At 32.7% G+C, this 20,051-nt stretch carries 17 protein-coding genes; 10 read left to right on the top strand and 7 right to left on the bottom strand.

The window, feature by feature from the left end:
• The first annotated feature begins 407 nt into the window (after window positions 1-407).
• The 5 genes from thrS to ACZ098_RS15165 all read left to right on the top strand — a co-directional run bounded on the left by thrS (window position 408) and on the right by ACZ098_RS15165 (window position 4,677).
• A complete protein-coding gene (gene thrS / locus ACZ098_RS15145) occupies window positions 408-2,354 on the top strand; it encodes a threonine--tRNA ligase (protein WP_487312611.1) in 1,947 nt (648 codons plus the stop codon).
• 42 nt (window positions 2,355-2,396) lie between these two features.
• Window positions 2,397-2,945 (top strand): translation initiation factor IF-3, encoded by a 549-nt coding sequence (infC, locus tag ACZ098_RS15150; protein ID WP_290831363.1) that lies wholly within the window; start codon window positions 2,397-2,399, stop codon window positions 2,943-2,945.
• A 118-nt stretch (window positions 2,946-3,063) separates the two neighbouring features.
• Window positions 3,064-3,261: a 50S ribosomal protein L35 gene (gene rpmI / locus ACZ098_RS15155; RefSeq protein ID WP_007810722.1), complete on the top strand. Its 198-nt coding sequence runs from the start codon at window positions 3,064-3,066 to the stop codon at window positions 3,259-3,261.
• A 175-nt stretch (window positions 3,262-3,436) separates the two neighbouring features.
• A complete protein-coding gene (gene rplT, locus ACZ098_RS15160; RefSeq protein WP_035124202.1) occupies window positions 3,437-3,781 on the top strand; it encodes a 50S ribosomal protein L20 in 345 nt (114 codons plus the stop codon).
• 143 nt (window positions 3,782-3,924) lie between these two features.
• The gene (locus ACZ098_RS15165) at window positions 3,925-4,677 is read left to right on the top strand and encodes a glycine-rich domain-containing protein (protein WP_487312612.1); all 753 of its coding nucleotides are present in this window, start codon (window positions 3,925-3,927) and stop codon (window positions 4,675-4,677) included.
• Window positions 4,678-4,680: 3 nt separating this feature from the next.
• On the opposite strand, the gene ACZ098_RS15170 is transcribed toward ACZ098_RS15165, so the two are convergent.
• Together ACZ098_RS15170 and ACZ098_RS15175 are read right to left on the bottom strand one after the other, a co-directional pair.
• Window positions 4,681-5,523, bottom strand: a complete 843-nt coding sequence (locus ACZ098_RS15170; RefSeq protein WP_487312613.1) for an isoaspartyl peptidase/L-asparaginase — start codon at window positions 5,521-5,523, stop codon at window positions 4,681-4,683.
• 48 nt (window positions 5,524-5,571) lie between these two features.
• Window positions 5,572-6,444, bottom strand: a complete 873-nt coding sequence (locus ACZ098_RS15175; RefSeq protein ID WP_487312614.1) for a cyanophycinase — start codon at window positions 6,442-6,444, stop codon at window positions 5,572-5,574.
• A 331-nt stretch (window positions 6,445-6,775) separates the two neighbouring features.
• On the opposite strand from ACZ098_RS15175, the gene cphA reads away from it, so the two are divergent.
• The 5 genes from cphA to ACZ098_RS15200 all read left to right on the top strand — a co-directional run bounded on the left by cphA (window position 6,776) and on the right by ACZ098_RS15200 (window position 15,061).
• Entirely contained in the window at window positions 6,776-9,397 is a 2,622-nt protein-coding gene (cphA, locus tag ACZ098_RS15180) for a cyanophycin synthetase (protein ID WP_487312615.1), read from the top strand.
• Between the two features lie 97 nt (window positions 9,398-9,494).
• Window positions 9,495-10,214, top strand: coding sequence for a TlpA family protein disulfide reductase (locus tag ACZ098_RS15185; protein WP_487312616.1), 720 nt, complete (start codon window positions 9,495-9,497; stop codon window positions 10,212-10,214).
• Between the two features lie 394 nt (window positions 10,215-10,608).
• Window positions 10,609-10,779 (top strand): hypothetical protein, encoded by a 171-nt coding sequence (locus ACZ098_RS15190; protein WP_487312617.1) that lies wholly within the window; start codon window positions 10,609-10,611, stop codon window positions 10,777-10,779.
• Window positions 10,780-10,946: 167 nt separating this feature from the next.
• Window positions 10,947-12,809: a peptidase U32 family protein gene (locus ACZ098_RS15195; protein WP_487312618.1), complete on the top strand. Its 1,863-nt coding sequence runs from the start codon at window positions 10,947-10,949 to the stop codon at window positions 12,807-12,809.
• A 119-nt stretch (window positions 12,810-12,928) separates the two neighbouring features.
• Window positions 12,929-15,061 (top strand): S9 family peptidase, encoded by a 2,133-nt coding sequence (locus tag ACZ098_RS15200; RefSeq protein WP_487312619.1) that lies wholly within the window; start codon window positions 12,929-12,931, stop codon window positions 15,059-15,061.
• A gap of 85 nt (window positions 15,062-15,146) precedes the next feature.
• Here the strand turns inward: ACZ098_RS15200 and ACZ098_RS15205 are convergent, their stop codons facing one another.
• The 5 genes from ACZ098_RS15205 to ACZ098_RS15225 all read right to left on the bottom strand — a co-directional run bounded on the left by ACZ098_RS15205 (window position 15,147) and on the right by ACZ098_RS15225 (window position 19,963).
• On the bottom strand, window positions 15,147-16,412 hold the full coding sequence (locus tag ACZ098_RS15205; protein WP_487312620.1) for an asparagine synthetase B: 1,266 nt from the start codon (window positions 16,410-16,412) through the stop codon (window positions 15,147-15,149).
• Between the two features lie 298 nt (window positions 16,413-16,710).
• Window positions 16,711-17,418, bottom strand: a complete 708-nt coding sequence (locus tag ACZ098_RS15210) for a response regulator transcription factor (protein ID WP_487312621.1) — start codon at window positions 17,416-17,418, stop codon at window positions 16,711-16,713.
• A gap of 2 nt (window positions 17,419-17,420) precedes the next feature.
• The gene (locus tag ACZ098_RS15215) at window positions 17,421-18,221 is read right to left on the bottom strand and encodes a sensor histidine kinase (RefSeq protein WP_487312622.1); all 801 of its coding nucleotides are present in this window, start codon (window positions 18,219-18,221) and stop codon (window positions 17,421-17,423) included.
• A gap of 627 nt (window positions 18,222-18,848) precedes the next feature.
• The gene (locus tag ACZ098_RS15220; RefSeq protein ID WP_487312623.1) at window positions 18,849-19,160 is read right to left on the bottom strand and encodes a hypothetical protein; all 312 of its coding nucleotides are present in this window, start codon (window positions 19,158-19,160) and stop codon (window positions 18,849-18,851) included.
• 167 nt (window positions 19,161-19,327) lie between these two features.
• Complete coding sequence (locus ACZ098_RS15225; protein WP_487312624.1) at window positions 19,328-19,963, bottom strand: hypothetical protein; 636 nt, start codon at window positions 19,961-19,963, stop codon at window positions 19,328-19,330.
• Window positions 19,964-20,051: the final 88 nt, after the last annotated feature.

The raw sequence follows: 20,051 nt of genomic DNA on the forward strand, positions 1-20,051 counted from the left end.
AGCTTTATATGAACGTTGCCCTTAAATGCGAGTGCAAAAGTAATACTCTTTTTTAATCTCACAAGCCTTTTTTATCCCTTTTTTTAAAAGATTTTTTAAGAGCCTGAAATCAAGATATTTGAGGGCGAAAGTTTTTTTCTTCTTCTCATATATAAATTTGATTTCACAGTAATAGTATCTCTTGAAATTCAAAATCTATTCAAATGGTTTATTCTAATAGCCCCGATTGTAGTGGAAATAAAAACTGTTTTTTCTTAAAAACAGCTTTTATTGCAGCGAAAGCGGGAAATACCTTTGATGAAAATGCCCGAAACTTTCGCTGCTGAAAATACTTTAAGATATTATACCTATATATATTGTATGTGTTTTGGTAATCTTATATATTTGCAGTCCATAAAATTTAAGGAATGATAAAGATTACTCTACCTGACGGTTCGGTTAAGGAGTTCGTAAAAGATTCGACTCCGATGGATGTTGCAAAAAGCATCAGTGAAGGATTAGCAAGAAATGTGATTTCGGCTGCTTTTAATGGTACAACAATAGAAACTTCGACGGAATTGACCACCGACGGTTCTCTTATATTATATACGTGGAATGATAAAGAAGGTAAAAAAGCGTTCTGGCATTCTACTTCTCACGTAATGGCTCAGGTTTTGGAGGAAAAATACAATGGTATTAAATTGACTCTTGGGCCTGCGATTGATAATGGATTTTATTATGATGTGGATTTTGGCGATAATAAAATAACTGACGCCGATTTTAAAGCTATTGAAGATCGAGTTTTAGAAGTTTCAAGAGAGAAGCATGAGTTTAAAATGCGTCCAGTTTCAAAGGCAGATGCTTTGGAAGTATATAAAGATAATGAATATAAAACTGAATTAATATCAAATTTAGAAGATGGAACGATTACTTTTTGTGATCATGCCAACTTTTTTGATTTGTGTCGTGGTGGTCACATACCTAACACTGGGATTATCAAAGCCATGAAAATCATGAGCGTTGCTGGAGCTTATTGGCGCGGTGACGAGAAGAACAAACAGTTGACACGTGTTTACGGAGTTTCATTTCCTAAACAAAAAGATTTAACTGAATATCTAGAATTACTAGAAGAAGCAAAACGTAGAGACCACAGAAAACTAGGTAAAGAACTTGAATTATTTGCTTTCTCTCAAAAAGTAGGTCAAGGTTTGCCTTTATGGTTACCAAAAGGAGCAGCTTTGAGAGATAGATTGGAACAATTTTTGAAAAAAGCTCAGAAAAAAGGTGGTTACGAACAAGTTGTAACACCTCATATTGGTCAGAAAGAACTTTATGTAACTTCTGGACATTATGCAAAATATGGTGCAGATAGTTTTCAACCAATAACTACACCTGCAGAAGGAGAAGAGTTTTTGTTGAAACCAATGAATTGCCCGCATCACTGTGAAATCTATAATGTAAGACCATGGTCGTACAAAGATTTACCTAAACGTTACGCTGAATTCGGAACTGTTTATCGTTACGAACAATCTGGCGAACTCCACGGCTTAACTCGTGTTCGTGGATTTACTCAAGATGATGCACATATTTTCTGTACACCAGATCAATTGGACAGTGAGTTTAAAAAAGTAATAGACCTTGTCTTATATGTATTCGGTTCTTTAGGCTTTGAGAACTTTACTGCACAAGTATCTGTTCGTGATTTAGAAAATCCAGATAAATATATTGGTAGTGTTGAAAATTGGGAAAAAGCAGAGAATGCCATTATCAGTGCTGCAAAAGACAAAGGTTTAAACTATGTAATTGAAAGTGGTGAAGCTGCTTTTTATGGTCCAAAATTGGATTTCATGGTTAAAGATGCTTTAGGAAGAAGCTGGCAGCTTGGAACTATTCAGGTGGATTATAATTTACCAGAACGTTTTGAATTGACTTATAAAGGTGCTGATGATAAACTTCATAGACCAGTTATGATTCACAGAGCACCATTTGGAAGTATGGAACGATTTATAGCAATTTTACTAGAGCATACCGCAGGAAATTTCCCACTTTGGTTGATGCCTGAACAAGCTATTATCTTATCTTTAAGTGAGAAATATGAAAATTATGCTAAAAAAGTTTTAAATCTGCTAGAAAATCACGAAATTCGCGCCCTAATTGACAACCGCAACGAGACTATAGGTAAGAAAATCAGGGATGCAGAAATTCAAAAAATGCCGTTCATGCTTATCATAGGTGAGGAAGAAGAAAAAAACGGAACCGTTTCTATTCGTCGTCATGGACAAGAAGGAAAAGGAAATATCACGGTTACAATTGAAGAATTTGTGAAAATTGTAAACGAAGAGGTTGCCAAAACATTAAAAACATTTGAAGTTTAATCTACCTGTCGATAGACAGGCTAAAATAATTACGCCATAGCAATTAGAAACAACAGAGGTTATCAACCTCGAGTAGAAAAAAAAGATGAACACAGAATAAACAATTTTATTCGTGTGCCTGAAGTACGTCTTGTTGGAGACAATGTAGAACCAGGTATTTTTAAAACAGCAGATGCTATGCGTCTTGCTGATCAATTAGAATTGGATTTGGTAGAAATATCTCCAAATGCTGAACCACCTGTATGTAAAATAATGGACTATAAAAAGTTTGTTTACATGCAAAAAAAGCGCGATAAAGAATTGAAAGCTAAATCTACCCAGATTGTAGTTAAAGAAATTCGTTTTGGTCCGCAAACTGATGAGCATGATTATGAATTTAAAAGAAAAAATGCAGAAAAGTTCCTAAAAGAAGGTTCTAAACTAAAAGCATTTGTATTCTTTAAAGGACGATCAATTATTTATAAAGAGCAAGGTCAAATTTTATTATTACGATTAGCTCAGGATTTAGAAGACCACGGAAAAGTAGAAGCATTACCTGTCCTTGAAGGAAAGAGAATGATTATGTACATTGCTCCAAAAAAGAAAAAATAAGACTGTTAAAATTCGAAAGTTGGAAAGTCAAAAGTTCTTTAATGACTTTCAGACTGTAGACATTTGACTTTAGACTCAAAATAGTAAGTAAGTTAAATTTAAATAAATTAGGGAAATTATGCCTAAAATGAAAACCAAATCTAGCGCCAAGAAACGATTTAAAGTTACTGGTTCTGGAAAGATCAAAAGAAAACACGCTTTCAAAAGCCACATCTTGACTAAAAAGTCTAAGAAGCGTAAATTAGCTTTAACACATTCTGCATTGGTTCACAGTACAGATATGAAAAGCATCAAACAACAATTAAGAATCATCTAATAGTCGAAAGTTAGAAAGTCTTAAAGTCATAAAGTCCAAGACTTATGACATTCGACTTTAAAAACTTTAGACTAAAGAGTTCTTTAGGTTAAAACAATTTTAAATAACCTTGGAGTACGGCCTCAAGTTTCCTTGATTCAATTCGGAACGCCTGCTACAAAAACACAAGAAAATTATGCCAAGATCAGTAAATTCAGTTGCTAAAAGAGCAAGAAGAAAAAAGATAATGAAACAAGCCAAAGGTTTCTTTGGTCGTCGTAAAAACGTTTGGACTGTTGCTAAAAACGCAGTTGAAAAAGCGATGGTTTATGCTTATCGCGATAGAAAACAAAACAAGAGAAACTTCCGTGCTCTTTGGATCATGCGTATCAACGCTGGTGCAAGATTAGAAGGATTAAGTTACTCTCAATTCATGGGATTAGTTAAGAAAAACGGAATCGAATTGAACCGTAAAGTATTAGCAGATTTAGCAATGAATCACCCAGAAGCTTTCAAAGCTGTTGTGAATAAAGTAAAATAAAAAACGTTTGTACAACCTGTTTAACTTACTTACAAATAAAAAATCCCGGTCGAAAGATTGGGATTTTTTTGTTAACATAATAATTATGTTATCTTAATTTTCAATTAACAATCATGTAATAAACTTTGTAATAATTAAATTATATGACAAAAAACGAAAAACTATTGTGGGAAAAAGTTTCTCAATTCAATTTTAACGATGATGATAACGATTTCAAATTTTCAAATCGTTTAGCAAGAGAAAACGATTGGTCTCTTGATTATGCAAATAAGGTGATTGAAGAATACAAAAAGTTTATATTCTTATGCCACATTACCACTACTGGAGTGACACCTTCAGATCAAGTAGATCAAGCTTGGCATCTACATCTAACTTACACCAAATCCTACTGGATAGATTTATGTAAAAATACTTTAGAGAAAGAAATTCATCACAATCCTACAAAAGGAGGTACTTCTGAAGCGACTAAATTCGACTCTTTTTACTCACAAACTAAAGAAGATTACAAAGCAATTTTCAAAGTCGAACCGCCAATAGAAATTTGGCCAAATAATGAAACTCGCTTCAACGACATTCATTTCAAGCGCATTAACATCAATCGCAATTGGATTATTAAAAAGCCGTCTTTTCAACAAAAAAACATCTTTACGACGCTAATTATCGCATTAACATCACTGCTCTTTATCAAAGCTACTAACTACAGTGAAACATTTATAACTATACTAATCATTATAGTAATAGCAATTTTATTGTATAACGCTTCAAAGGATGGTAAAAACAATGGAAATGGTGGATCAGGTTGCTCAGCAGGATGCTATACTGATTCTAGTCACAGCGGATGCTCTGGAGATAGTGGCTGTTCGGGTGGTTGTGGTGGTTGTGGTGGTGGAGACTAATTCCTACCCAAAAACTTCTTCCTTCTTTCCATCAAAACTTGCATAAACCATACTTGGATGTGAATCTTGGTGGAATATATTTCCGTTTTTATCAATAGCGATTGCGCCTGCAAAACCATCGTAAGGTTTCAATTCAGTAAAAGTTTTCTCGAATGCTTTATCCAACGAAAAACCATCTGTAACTCGAGTTACAATTTTGGCTGCCGTAGCATTACTTACAATGTCTTCACCTACTCCAGTTAAGCTCACACCACAATATTCATTAGCATAATTTCCTGCAACAGTAGCACTATCGGATATTCGTCCTGGAATTTCAAATCCTTTTCCACCAGTTGATGTTGCTGCTGCGAGATTTCCATTTTTATCCAATGCTACACAGCCTACTGTTCCTGTACCAGTTGCGGCTAATTTTGCTTCATATTCGGCTCTTCGTTGTGGAATTTCTGTAGAAAATTTTTCAAATCCGTGTAGTCTAGCAAAATTCGTAGCTCCACTTCCACCCAAAACTCTATCATCAACTTTCATCAACTGTAAAGCAACCTGAATCGGATTTTTAACTTCTTCTATATTAATAACGCCACTAAATTTCTGAGAAGTTCCATCCATCAAAGAAGCACTCATTCTAATCTTCCCATCGCTCTGAATCTGCGAGCCAATACCAGCATTAAACAAAGCATCATCTTCTAATAAAGATACGGCATAAACAACAGTTTCAACAGCTGAATGACTTTGTAAATATGCATAGGCATCTTTCACAATTCGAAGTAAGGCCTCTTGCTTTGCAACTTTAGTTTCCTGATTAGTAGAAGATTCTGAAAAAAAACCACCGTGAATTATTATTTTCATTTTTTATATTAGATTTTAAATATTTGATATTAGATATCTAATATGTAATTAAATGTACTGTGAAGATTTAATAGTCATTTTGAAAGTATGGATATTAAATGTATCATTCATACTCATCACATGAGTAACCAGATGATTTATTGAAATCGGCTGACCTAATTCTACTTGAGTCAAATTGGTATCTTTAATCTCACGTCCATCAACTAAAATTACCAGTCCTGATCCTATAGCTTCCATCTCATTGTTGTTTTTTATTAATAATCCGGTATCTTCACCTAGACCAATTCCAAGCACTTTAGGATTTCCTACTACACTTTGAAAAAGTCTACCAATTCTACCTCTTTGTACAAAATGAGTATCAATAATTACTCCATCAATAAGTCCAAGACCACTTGTAATTTTCACTTCACCTTTCAGCAATGCTTCGCTACTACTTCCTTGATAAATCATGTTATTACTTGCCGCAGCCGCACCTGCCGATGTTCCGGCATAAATAAACTCCTCATTTTTATACTTCTCCAATAAAATATCATGAAAAGGAGTTCCACCAAGAATCGAGGTAAGTCGCAACTGATCGCCGCCTGTAAACATAACTACATCGGCAACTCTCAAACGCTCCAAAATTTCAGGATCCATAGCTTGTTCTCTACGAACAACATCTAAAATATCAACATTCTTTGCACCCAAATAACTCAAAGCTTTTACATATTCTGGACCAATCTCCTTAGGGATTTTAGATGCAGTTGTAACAACTTCAATTCTCGAATTTTCTTTATGTTTGGATTCGCTTATCAAGCGTTTCAAAATTCCTGTTTCAAAAAAATTTAAGTTCTTAGCCGCATTTTTATCCAAATCGGTTTCTGTAAAACTGCCTTTATCAACAGCACCACCTATAATAATTAATTTTCCAAGTATTTTCATTTTGTAAAAATAGAAAAATCTAATTTTAAACCAACTAAATATTTACTTTTTGAAGCATTATGGCAAGCGCTTTTTCAACAATGGCAATTCCTGCTTTCCGTTTTAGTGCCGTAAAAACGGCAGCTATCACTGCAATCAGGGCTAATAAGTTTAGATCTTACATCAAATAAAAAAGAAACAATACCTTGAAAATCAACCTAAAAATAGAAAATACAAATAAAACATTTAAAAATATTGATTAAACTCAATAAAAATTAGCGCTATATAACAAATATTTTTTATTTTTAACAAAATCATTACAACCTATTCAATAATACAAGTAGCAATACCCATGGAAATTTTAAAAATACAAGCATTACGAGGACCAAACATTTGGAGTGTACAACGCAAGAAACTAATTCAAATGCGACTGGACCTTCAAGAAATGGAGCAATTTCCTACCAACAAAATCGAAGGTTTTCGCGAACGAATCGAAGCCATGTTTCCTACCATGATCGAACACCGATGTTCCGAAGGTTGTCGCGGTGGTTTTTTCTCAAGAGTAGAACGTGGTACTTGGATGGGACATGTCATAGAACATATTGCCTTAGAAATACAATCGCTAGCTGGAATGGAAACCGGTTTTGGACGCACTCGAGAAACCAAAACTTCTGGAATATACAACGTAGTATTTAGCTACACCGAAGAAAATGTGGGAATGTTTGCTGCCGAAAGTTCTGTTGCAATTGCAGAAGCTTTAATTGCAGGTACCGAATACGACGTAGAAGCTGATATTCAAAAAATGCGCGAAATTCGCGAACGCGTCCGTCTAGGTCCAAGTACAGGAAGTATCGTTGAAGAAGCCGTTGCTAGAGATATTCCATGGATACGTTTGGGAACAAACTCTTTAGTACAATTAGGTTATGGCGTAAACCAAATGCGTTTTCAAGCCACAATAACCTGCAAAACAAGTAGCATTGCTGTAGATATAGCTTGCAATAAAGAACAAACCAAACGAATGCTAGATCAAGCATCTATCCCAGTAGCTAATGGTGGCATTTGTGTTGAAGAAGAAGATCTAGAGGCTATTATCAATAAAATTGGTTATCCCATAGTAATAAAACCACTAGACGGTAATCACGGCAAAGGTGCTTCAATAAATGTAAAAAATATTGAAGATGCAAAATCGGGTTTAGCTTATGCAAAAAAATACAGCCATCGTGTAATCGTAGAAAAATTTATAACAGGATTCGATTTCAGAGTATTAGTAATCGACAATAAACTAGTTGCTGCAGCAAAAAGAGAACCTGCACACGTAATAGGAAATGGCAAAGACAGCATTCAACATTTAATAGATATAACTAATCAAGATCCTAAAAGAGGTTACGGACACGAAAATGTACTAACACAAATCGACGTTGATAGAGACACATTAGATTTATTAGAAAAATTAAACTACACCTTAGAAACAGTTCCAAAAGCTGGAGAAACTGTATATCTAAAATCGACTGCCAACCTAAGTACTGGCGGAACTTCTGTTGATGTTACAGACATGATGCATCCCGAAAATATTTTCCTTTGCGAACGAATTTCAAGAGTGATAGGATTAGACATTTGCGGCGTAGATATTATGGCCGAAAACCTAACCCAACCTTTAAAAGAAAATGGCGGTTGCATACTAGAAGTAAATGCAGCGCCAGGATTTAGAATGCACTTAGCGCCAAGCGAAGGATTACCAAGAAACGTAGCTGCACCAGTTATAGACATGCTATATCCACCAGGAAAGCCAAGTAGAATTCCGATTATTGCAGTTACTGGAACTAATGGGAAAACCACAACTACACGACTAATTGCTCATATTGTAAAAAATAATGGTTACCGTGTTGGCTTTACAACTTCTGACGGAATTTATGTACAAAATCATTTGATGGAAAAAGGCGATACAACAGGTCCAATTTCTGCCGAGTATATTCTAAAAGACCCAACGGTAGAATTTGCTGTTCTCGAAACCGCTCGAGGTGGTATTCTTCGTTCTGGTTTAGGATTTAGCCGTTGTGATATCGGAATCATAACCAACATTCAAGAAGACCATCTTGGGTTGTCAGATATTCATACCCTAGACGATTTAGCAAGAGTTAAAGCCACCGTAGTCCGTAGTGTAAAAAAAGACGGTTGGGCAATTTTAAACGCCGAAGATGATCAATGTATGAAAATTGCCAACGATTTGAGCTGCAACATTGCTTATTTTAGTTTGAACGAAGACCATCCAAGAGTACAACAATTTGCCAAAGAAGGAAAAATTGTAGCAGTTTTTGAAAACGGATTTATAACAATCAAAAAAGGAGAATGGAAAATACGTGTAGAACGAGCAACCCATGTTCCGTTAACGTTGGGCGGAAAGGCCAAATTTATGATTGCCAATGTTCTTGCAGCTACTTTAGCCGCCTATTTGCAAGGTTTTAAAACAGAAGATATTAGTTTATCATTACAAACATTCATCCCGAGTGCGGCACAAACACCAGGTAGAATGAACATTTTTGAATTCAAAAAATTCAAAGTTCTAATTGATTTTGCTCATAATGCATCGGGATATCGTGGTGTTGAAGAATATTTAAGCAGTGTTGAAGCCACCAAAAAAATCGGAATCATTGCCGGAGTTGGTGATCGTCGCGATGAAGATATTAAAGAATGTGCTAAAATTGCAGGACGAATGTTTGATCATATCATTATCAGACAAGAAAAATACCTTCGTGGTAGAACCGAAGACGAGATAATTAATCTTATACTTGAAGGAATTTCAGAAAGCGGAAGAACAGTTACTCATGAAATTATTCCTAAAGAAGTTGAAGCAATTAAACACGCTATAAACAATGCTGTCGAAGGAAGTTTCATCACCGCTTTAAGCGATGTGGTTACCAATGCTATCAATATTGTCCAAGAATATTTAGATAAAGAACAAGAAGAGAATATTTAATAATTAGTATAAGAAATGGCAAATATCTGCTTGAATTTGAGTGGATGTGTCAATTTATTTTAGATATAAATATTTGAAAACAACAAAAAGACTATTAATGAAACATCTTTATTTAGTAATAATTTTAGTTCTCACTATCAGCTGTAATAATGAAAGACCAGAACCAAATTTTTATAAAAATCTTTACACTGGAGAAATTTTGAACAAAACTGAATTTGAAGAATTTAGGAAAACTCTATCTAAGGAAAATTCGAATTCAAAAGAGAAAACTAATTTAAATTTTGTTTTTTTTAAATTAGAAATGTCCTCTGACTCTATCATTCAGAATTTTAAGTACGACCTTAGAATTGGAGATGAGTATAAAAAGCGCGCGAATAAATATGAAAAAGTCGGAATGAAAATTCCACAACAAGATTTCACATCAATGAATGGAGAAAAAATAACTATTGGTGGTAAACAGAAAAAACCAACATTAATTAATCTATGGTTTATTCATTGTCCGGGCTGTGTAGCAGAAATTCCTGCTTTAAATAGACTTAAAGAAAAATATTCGGATAAAGTTAATTTTGTTGCTATAACTTATGAAAATAAAAATGACGTAACTGAATTCTTGAAAAATAGAAAATTTGAATTTACTCATATAGTAAATGTCGAAAACTACATTAAAGAAATTGGCTCATATCCATATCCTGAAAATATATTTATTGATAAAGAAGGATTTATAAAGAATATTGAAGGTCCAATTCCAAATCATAATGATAAAGATTTAGATAAATCAATCGAATATTATGAGCAAATATTGCAAAAATTACTATAAAAAAAACTATGTTTAAAATTGAAAATTATTGAAAGCATATAATAATAGGCTTCCAATTTCCCAGCTAGCGTGAGCTTCAAGCTCGTGCACACAAAAAATATAAAACTTAATATTACCACAGCTAGCGCGCGCTTCTAGCTCGTGCACACAAAAAATATAAAACTTAATATTACAACTTTAGAAATAGATATGAATTAGAGTGTGGGCACGAGCTAGAAGCTCGCGCTAGCAAATGAACAATTTAATTTTGTTATAAAAATTATAAAGCCTGTTTGAATAAAAATCAATCAGGCTTTTTTTATTAATTTAAATACAACAAAAACAATATGTTAACATTAAAACAGAAAGCTTTCCATCAGAATTAGTTATCTTTATGTAACTAAATCAAAATAGGATGAAAATCAATTGGGTACTCATTTCAATAATAATCTTTTTTGCACTACTACTAATTACCTTTCTTATTAAAAGAAATAGGAAAGATGAAAAAAATCTTGAAAAGTTTTATAACAAGCAAAGTAAATTAGAAGAAAATGAATCGGAATTGAATGAAGATGAAGAAAACTAAAGTCTAAAAAATACTTGAAAGATTAAATTAAGACGACCGTTTTTAAATAAATTACGTAAAACCACAAAAAAACATAAGACTGAATTAGAAATCTCCAATAAAATATAAGAACTTTGCAGACTTTTTAGCGTAAAAAACAACACGTTAAGACTAAGCAATTTCAAAAAATGAAAAAGAAGATAGAAATACTAGCTCCTGCAAAAGATTTAATTCACGGAATGGCAGCTATTAATGCTGGTGCAGATGCAGTGTATATTGGTGCACCGCAATTTGGAGCGCGATCAAATGCCCACAATTCACTTGAAGATGTAGCAGAATTGGTAAAATATGCACATCTATTTAATGCCCAAGTTTTTGTAGTGATCAATACCATTATATATGATAATGAACTGGAAACTTGTCGACTACTTATTTGGGATTTATACAAAATTGGAGTTGACGCTCTAATCATACAAGACATGGCAATTTTAGAAATGGATTTGCCACCAATTGTACTTCATGCCAGTACGCAAGCAAACAATCGTGATGCAAACAAAATAAAATTCCTAAAAGATGCAGGAATGAAGCGCGTAGTTTTAGCTCGAGAATTGAATTTGCATCAAATAAAAGAAATTAGCGAAGCAAGCGATGTAGAACTAGAATTTTTTGTAACTGGTGCATTATGTGTTTCGTTTAGCGGAAATTGCTATATGAGTGTTGCCAACGGAGAACGTTCTGCCAATCGTGGTTCGTGTGCTCAAAACTGCCGCTTGCCTTACAATTTAATTGATGGGCATGGCGATACTTTAATAAAAAACAGCCACTTACTTTCTATCAAAGACTTCGATGTTTCAGACCAAATTCCGAATTTAATTGAAGCTGGAATAGTGTCCTTTAAAATTGAAGGTCGATTGAAAGACATGGTATATGTAAAAAATAACGTGTCCTATTTACGTCAAAAATTGGATGCCTTCCTCGAAAAAAATAGTGATAAATATACCAAAGCATCATCTGGAAAAAGCACTTACACTTTTGAATCATCATTAGACAGAACATTCAATAGAGGTTATACCGATTATTTTGTAAACGAAAGACACCAAGCTATCGGATCTTGGGAAAGCCCAAAATCGAAAGGACAATACATCGGAAAACTAATTAGAACCTTAGGAAATTCGTATGAAATTGAAAACGGTCACGTGTTGAATAATGGTGACGGACTTTGTTTCATCAACGAGAACAATGAAGCCGATGGAATTTATGTCAATCGAGCTGAAAATGGACTTGTATTTCCAAATGTTCTTAAAGAAATTAAAGACGGAACCTTTATTTACCGTAATAATGATGCTGCTTTTATCAAAATTGTAGAACGCGAAGACAGCGCAGTTCGAAAAATAAGTACTAGTTTATTATTATTTGAATATGAAAACGGATTTGAATTAACCGCAACTGACGAAGACGGAAACGTAAGCTCGGTAAAGTTATCACATCCTAAAGAAACTACTAAAAACAACGAATCTCTAGAAGAAAACTTCAAGGTCAATCTTGCAAAAACTGGTTTTACACCTTATACTGCCGATGAAATAAACATTGTGTTTTCAGAAAATTGGTTCATTCCTATTTCAAAAATCAATGAAATGCGTCGTAATGTATACGAGCAATTATCAGAAATTAGATTGGCAAATTATCACAGAGAAGAGCATCAAATAAAAAAAACATCGCATCCATATCCCGAAACCAAATTGGATTTCATGTATAATGTTGCCAACAAACTGGCTCGTCAATTTTATGAAAGACACGGCGTTACTGAAATTGAAAAGGCATTTGAATTGCAATGGGATCCAGGAAAATCTCGCGTAATGACAACTAAATATTGTATTAAATACGAATTAGAAAAATGTCCTAAATACCACCGAGATACCATGGAAACTAAGTTAAAAGAACCTCTGGTATTGAAGCAAGGCGAATTAGAATACAAATTAAAATTCAATTGTAAACCTTGCGAAATGGAGATTTGGGAGAAAGATGCCGAATTTGAAATTGAAGAAGATTAGGTTTTAGATTGCAGAATAAGCAATATTATTTAAACAGTATAAGCAAGGATAATGATTTTAGTCTAACTAATCATTATCCTTTTTTTATACCTTTACAAAACAACAAAAAAATAGTAATCATGAACAAAAAAATTATTGTTTTCTTTAGCTTATTACTAGCTTTTACAGCGCAAGCACAATTAAAGAAAATCACATTAGAAGATGGCGTTTTACAACAAGGACGAAAATTTGGAGCCGATAAATTAACTGGTTTTCAGTGGATTCCAAACTCAAACAAATACGTTTATTACACCGATGGTTGGAGCAAAATGGTTACTGCAACTACTTCTGATAAAAAAACATCTGAATTAGTAACTCTTGCAGAAATTAATTCGGGCTTAGGTACGAAACTGAAAAATTTCTTCGGATTGCAATGGATTGATGCCAATACAATCATAATTTCGGAAAACGGAAACTATTATACCTACTCATTAACCTCAAAAACGGGTAAAAAAATTCAAGATGCTGTTGAAAATGCTGAGAATCTAACCTTTGATAAAGCCAATCAAAACCTTGCTTTTACTGAAGGAAACAACTTATACATTTTAAATAAAAACAAAGAAAAAATTGCAATAACTTCTAATTCTGATAAAAACATCGTTTCGGGACAAACTATTTCTAGAAGTGAATTCGGAATTTCAGGTGGAATTTTCTGGTCGCCAAAAGCAACCTTACTAGCTTTTTACCAAAAAGATGAAACCGATGTTGCCGATTATCCTTTATTAGACATTAATCAAACTCCAGGAAAATTGGTTTCGATTAAATATCCTATGATTGGTCAAAAATCAGAAAAACCTAAGGTTGGAATTTATAATCTAGCGACAGGAAAAACAGTTTTCATCAGTCCAAGAACTAATTCTGATGATTACTTAACTAATCTTTCGTGGACACCAGACGAGAAATATGTATTGATTGCTGAGTTAAACCGAGGTCAGAACGACATGAACCTGAATTTATACGATGCAAATACTGGTAAATTCATCAAAACGTTACTAAATGAAACCAATCCAAAATGGGTAGAACCAGAACACGATGCTTTTTTTCCAAGTGAGAAATCTAATAATTTTGTGTGGCACAGTGAAAAAGATGGATTTCAAAATTTATACTATTATACAATTGAAGGCAAATTGATTAAACAATTGACCAATAATAAATTTGTCACCAGAGATATCATTGGAACTAATACTGCTGGAACCGAAATATATTTCAAAGCAACAGGACCAAATCCGACGAATATGCTAGTTTATAAAGTAGATTTAAAAGGGAGACAAACTTTAATTACGAAAGACGAAGGCGTTCACAACGTTTCAATTTCATCTGATGGGAACTGGTTTTTTGATGAATATACCAATCATTCTACTCCATCAAAATCGGTTTTGTATGATAAAAATTTAAAAGCTACTACTTTATTAGAAAGCAAAAACAAATACGACGGCTATGAAATGGGTTCGGCTGAAATTAAAACAATTAAATCGGCCGATGGAACAACCGATTTATACACGCGATTAATAAAACCGAGTAACTTCGATGCTACTAAAAAATATCCGGTGATGGTGTATGTTTATGGCGGACCGCATGCGCAAATGATTACAAATTCCTATTTAGACGGAGCGAATTTATGGATGTATTGGATGGCAGAGCAAGGCTATTTAGTATTTACCGTTGATAATCGTGGTTCAGACAATCGCGGATTTGCATTTGAAAGCGTGATTCATGGAAAATGTGGAACCAACGAAATTGAAGATCAAATAAAAGGAATAGAATATTTAAAATCGTTACCTTTTGTTGATGGAAATCGTCTTGCTGTTCACGGATGGAGTTACGGCGGATTTATGACTAACTCCTTAATGTTAAGAAAACCAGACGCATTTAAAGTGGGTGTTGCCGGCGGACCAGTTGTAGATTGGAAATGGTATGAAGCTATGTACGGCGAGCGCTACATGGATACACCAGCAGAAAATGCAAAAGGTTTTGAAGAAGCGAGTTTGCTAACTTATGTAAAAGATTTGAAAGGAAAATTACTCTTAATTCACGGTACAAATGATGATGTCGTGGTTGAACAACACAATTTATCATTAGTGAAAAAGTTTGTAGAAGCGGGAAAACAAGTCGATTATTTTCCTTATCCTATGCACAAACACAATGTCACTGGAAAAGATCGTGTGCATTTAATGACTAAAGTATTGAATTATATCATTGATAATAACAAGTAAAATAAATTTCAACATAAAAAAATTCCAAATTCCATTATTTACGTTTTGGAATTTGGAATTTCTTTTTTGGTATTTATTTAAAAGATTATGTTTTTTGTTTTTTCTTTTTCGCAGCTGGAAATAATACATTATTCAAAATAAGTCTAAAACCAGGAGAATTTGGATGTAAGTCTAATACTGTTGGCTCATCTCCTACTCTATGTTGGTAATCCTCGGGATCATGACCACCGTAAAAAGTAAAAAAGCCTTTACCTTTTTGTCCATGAACATATCTTGCTTCTTCATTTAATTGATTTTCTCCTAAAACTAAGACGTTGGATTTGATTAACTCCCTTTCAAATGAAGTAGTTTGTCCCATAAATCCTTTTACCAACTGGGTATGATTTTGACATAACATACTTGGAATCACATCCCATTTGGCAGAATACTCCATCAGAGTAAAATAATCTTTTTCCATCGGAATTCGTCGCTTTTCGGTCATATCAAGATCAGAAAACTCGTAGTGATCGGGCTTACGATCTAGTATAAAGTTTTTAAAAGCGAAAGTTTTATTGTAATCTATTTTAGATTGGTAATTTGCTTCACTATCATCACCATCAAACATCGGCTCACAGATATCTACACCTTCGGCAGCAAGTGCAATATCAAAACTATCAGTTGCTGAACACATAGCAAACATAAATCCACCACCAATAACAAAATCTCTAATTTTTTTAGCAACAGCCAATTTTTCTTGAGAAACTTTAGAAAAACCCAACTTTTTGGCTAATGCTTCAGCTTCTTTTTTCTGATCAATATACCACGGTGCATTTTTATAAATTCCATAAAATTTACCATATTGACCTGTAAAATCTTCGTGATGCAAATGCAACCAATCATACAACAGCAATTGATCGGACAAAACTTCTTCGTCATATATTGCGGTAAACGGAATTTCAGCATAGGTCAAAACCATAGTTACTGCATCATCCCAAGGTTGTTTCCCTTTTGGAGTATAAACCGCAACTTTTGGCGCTTTTTCCAACACCACAGTTTCCATATTTTGTGAAGGCGATGCAATTTCATCCAGAATTTGATTGGCTTCACTGTCAGAAAGCAATTCAAAACTAACTCCGCGTATTTGACATTCTTTACGAATTTCTGACGCATCGGGTAAAAGAAATGAACCACCTCTATAATTAAGTAGCCAACTTGCTTTGTATTGTTTGTCTAAACACCAATAAGTAATTCCGTATGCTTTAAGATGATTTTTTTGACTTACATCATCCATTGGAAGCAATATAAAATTAGCTTTGGCTTGAAGAGCAAAAACTAAAAAGAGTAGTAAATATAGTGACTTACAAGATTTCATTTTTAAAAATATTTTATTCGAAGATACCATTTTACTATCAAATACCAAACCAATATGAAGTTAAAAAAAATTAGATAAAAATTAAAAAACAGGTAGAAATACGTATATCCAGTTTAAAATATCTCTTTACTTTTGACATTATTAATTAACCAAAAGATTATGAACAACAACGAAATATTTGAAAAAAACAATTATGGAAGACTTAAAGTAGTTCAAAAAATTGGATTATGCCTCTTTATCATTATTGCACTTGTATATTTGGTTCTATCAATCAAATTTATACTTTCATAAACTATCATCAATCAGTTTTAAAACTTTCAAACGAAATAGTGTCTTCGGCAAGATTATCGAGAGAAATAATTTTATTTTGAATTGCATAAACTACTAATCCGGCAACATTTCGTGTTCCAGATTTTAGTAAAATATTGTTACGATGTCCTTCAACTGTTCTTGCACTAATAAAGAGTTTTTCTGCAATCTCACTTGTATTAAACTGTTCGCATACAAGTTGTAAAATTTCTTTCTCTCTTACAGTAAAAAATTCTGAGTCCAACAAACTTCTGGTAGTCGAAGATTTTATAATATCTTCTTGAATTACTTGTAAAACAGTTTGGTTGTAAAAAAATCCTTTTACCGCAACTTCATTGATGGTATCAATCATTTCTTTTGGTGAAGCACTTTTAACTAAATAAGATGCGGCACCAACGTCTATCATGTTGGCAATAAACGATTTTGTATTATAACTGGTTAAAGCGATTATTTTTACACCAGCAAAATTTTTAAGTATCATTTTAGTAGCTTCAACACCGTTTATCAAGGGCATTTTTAAATCCATCAAGATAATATCAGGATAGGTATCGTTTTCGTTTAAAAAGTCGATTAACTCTTTCCCATTGGATGCTTCATATAAAATTTCTATATTTTCTTCCCGTTGAAGCAAAAAAGAAACACCTTTGCGAAACAATTCTTCATCGTCAGCTAGGATAATTTTTATTTTATTCTCCATATCTAAAAATTAAATTGTACTTCAATTCCGTTATTTAATGATGATTTTATTTTTAAATTTCCGTTCAAAAAGCTTACTCTACTCTCTATATTTTTCATTCCCAATCCCTTTTGGCATTGTGCGTTTTTTTGATCAAAACCTACTCCATTATCTGTATACAAGCAGGTTTCTCGACCGTCTATAGTATCAAATTTTATGGAAATGTGGGTTGCTTTACCGTGTCGCATGGAATTATTGATTAGCTCTTGCAAAATTCTAAAAATATGCAAATGGCGTTCTGTTTGTTCAAAATCGAATTTTAAATTGTTTTGATAATCTACGTTGACCGTTTTTCCACTGGTAACCTCAACAACTAATTCTTCAATACCCGAGTGCAATCCAAACTTTTCAAGTACTGGTGGTAATAAATCATGGGCAATTCGTCTTGAATTTTCTAGTGCTTTCTTGGTCAAATTAATAATATTATCGGTGATTTCTGAAAATTCTACAACCGACAAATTAGGTGTTTTGAGCAAATGACTGTTAAGCGAAACAATATTTAGCTTGGAACTAATATCGTCATGTAAGTCCTGAGCAATTCGCCTACGTTCGTCTTCTTGAGTAATAATTATAGAACGTAATAACGATTTTTGATGCTTTATTTCTAAGTCTTTTTTCTCTAATTCATTCTTGATAATTTTTTTTCTAGAAAAGTAAAAAAACAAAATCACGACGGAAGCCATGAGCAAAAAAGCCAGGAAAATGAATCCCACAACTTCATTAATTTCATTTTCAAAAAATGCTAAGTTTTTAGTTTCTTTCATAACTATTTTTTGATATTCTGTGCTTCCATTCAATAAAAATAAGAGTTAAGTATACAATATACAGTACAATATTCAACATTTGTAAAACAAAACTAAAATTTCGTCCATAAAATACGTGTAAATTTCTCAATAAAAAAGTAAGAGTACTACCAAATAGATAAATGAGGATACCACAATTGATAAAGTAAAATTCTTTTTTTCTAGATAACATATTGTAAAAATGGAAAGTACTGTATGTAATTAAAGTTATTGAGGTTAAAATAATTTCAATTAATGAAAACTCATGAAGTTGATCAGGATTAAGTATAAAATTTACAAGCAAAATAATGGGCACAGCGATTAATGCGTAATTTATTATTTTTCTTTGATTACTTTCATTTAAAAGTTCTAAAAAAAACAAACTCAATAAAATAAATTGTCCTGTGAAATAAACGTGTGAAAAAATTAAATTCTCATAACCTAATAGTACTACTACTCTTATTGTAATTTCAATTAAAACAATTATACCTAGATATATTGTAAATATTTTATATGCTTTTGTCTCTTTTTTAAAACGAAAAAGAAACAGCAAAAAATTTACTATCAAAAATATAGTAGAAAAGTATCGTATTAGATTAAATACCTCTTTCATAATTTAAACAAAGGACTATTAAAATCACAATCAGGTTTGCAAGCAGATGAGAAATCATAAATATATTGACCTCTACTATCATCAATTAAATCATTTCCATTAGAATCTACACCAACAATCATTAATTTGCATCTATCATTTTCGTCTATGCCTAAGTAGGTTCTTACATTAACCGTTTCAGGCTCAGCAATAACTTGCGTTAAGTCAATTTCTGGAATCAAAAATGCGATAACGTCAGGATTTGGATTTTTTCTCCAATTTGCAGCCCATAGTTGTGCTTGCTCTAAAGTAATTGTGTTTTGTGTCATTGTTTAGTTTTTTAGGGTTAAAAATAGTACTTGTTACTCGTCACCACTATAAATTCTTTTCCTTGAGGTATTGAAAATAACTATTAAAAGGATGGCAAGCGAAACAAATATAAAAAATAGAATGGTTACAGATTCAATTATTGTCGATTCATTTACATTGATCAATTTCATGCTACTATTTTTTTAGAGAAACTTTGTTTCCATTCAACAAATAGTAACAGTTGATACACAATGTAAGCCGACATATTAATATAAAATAATAAAGTGCTCGTGTCGGTTGTAATATTCACAATAATATTTCCGGCAAGAAAAATTACTAAAGTTCCTAATAAATAAATCAAAAGACCAACATTGGTATAATAAAACTTCTTTTTAGAATCCAACATGTTGTAAAAATGAAGGACAGCAAAAACTATTATGGGAACATAAGTAATAAAAACTTCTAGAGTATTGAAATTACTAAAAATAAAATTTTCTGAAAAGTAGGTGTAAATTAAGATTAGTAAAACAACAGGTATCGTTAATAAAACTGCTACTTTTTGTTGTTTTTTAGTAAACAAAGAATAAAAAAATAGACTCAATAACACAAATTGAAATACAAATAAAAAATGCGAAAAGAAAACGGAACTAATGTTAAGATTAAAATAAACAATAGATGCAATTTGCAAAACAAAAAATCCGACTAAATAGACCGTAAAAATTTTATAGGAATTACTGCTATCATAACGCAATCGTATGAGATACAAAATTACGTTTAATGCCAAAACAACAGTACCAAAATAGGCGAAAAATTCTAAAATCATAAACTAGTTTCTTTAGTCAAAATGTATAATCGATACTAAAATTATAATAATATTGTAACACTAAAAAATTTAGGACTAAAAACAGGTA

The sequence above is a fragment of the Flavobacterium sp. SP2 genome (assembly GCF_057626655.1).

Coding starts and splice junctions, on each gene's coding strand:
- thrS (WP_487312611.1), top strand. CDS start 408: ATGATAAAGATTACTCTACCTGACGGTTCGGTTAAGGAGTTCGTAAAA.
- rpmI (WP_007810722.1), top strand. CDS start 3,064: ATGCCTAAAATGAAAACCAAATCTAGCGCCAAGAAACGATTTAAAGTT.
- rplT (WP_035124202.1), top strand. CDS start 3,437: ATGCCAAGATCAGTAAATTCAGTTGCTAAAAGAGCAAGAAGAAAAAAG.
- ACZ098_RS15165 (WP_487312612.1), top strand. CDS start 3,925: ATGACAAAAAACGAAAAACTATTGTGGGAAAAAGTTTCTCAATTCAAT.
- ACZ098_RS15170 (WP_487312613.1), bottom strand. CDS start 5,523: ATGAAAATAATAATTCACGGTGGTTTTTTTTCAGAATCTTCTACTAAT.
- ACZ098_RS15175 (WP_487312614.1), bottom strand. CDS start 6,444: ATGAAAATACTTGGAAAATTAATTATTATAGGTGGTGCTGTTGATAAA.
- cphA (WP_487312615.1), top strand. CDS start 6,776: ATGGAAATTTTAAAAATACAAGCATTACGAGGACCAAACATTTGGAGT.
- ACZ098_RS15185 (WP_487312616.1), top strand. CDS start 9,495: ATGAAACATCTTTATTTAGTAATAATTTTAGTTCTCACTATCAGCTGT.
- ACZ098_RS15190 (WP_487312617.1), top strand. CDS start 10,609: ATGAAAATCAATTGGGTACTCATTTCAATAATAATCTTTTTTGCACTA.
- ACZ098_RS15195 (WP_487312618.1), top strand. CDS start 10,947: ATGAAAAAGAAGATAGAAATACTAGCTCCTGCAAAAGATTTAATTCAC.
- ACZ098_RS15200 (WP_487312619.1), top strand. CDS start 12,929: ATGAACAAAAAAATTATTGTTTTCTTTAGCTTATTACTAGCTTTTACA.
- ACZ098_RS15205 (WP_487312620.1), bottom strand. CDS start 16,412: ATGAAATCTTGTAAGTCACTATATTTACTACTCTTTTTAGTTTTTGCT.
- ACZ098_RS15210 (WP_487312621.1), bottom strand. CDS start 17,418: ATGGAGAATAAAATAAAAATTATCCTAGCTGACGATGAAGAATTGTTT.
- ACZ098_RS15215 (WP_487312622.1), bottom strand. CDS start 18,221: ATGAAAGAAACTAAAAACTTAGCATTTTTTGAAAATGAAATTAATGAA.
- ACZ098_RS15220 (WP_487312623.1), bottom strand. CDS start 19,160: ATGACACAAAACACAATTACTTTAGAGCAAGCACAACTATGGGCTGCA.
- ACZ098_RS15225 (WP_487312624.1), bottom strand. CDS start 19,963: ATGATTTTAGAATTTTTCGCCTATTTTGGTACTGTTGTTTTGGCATTA.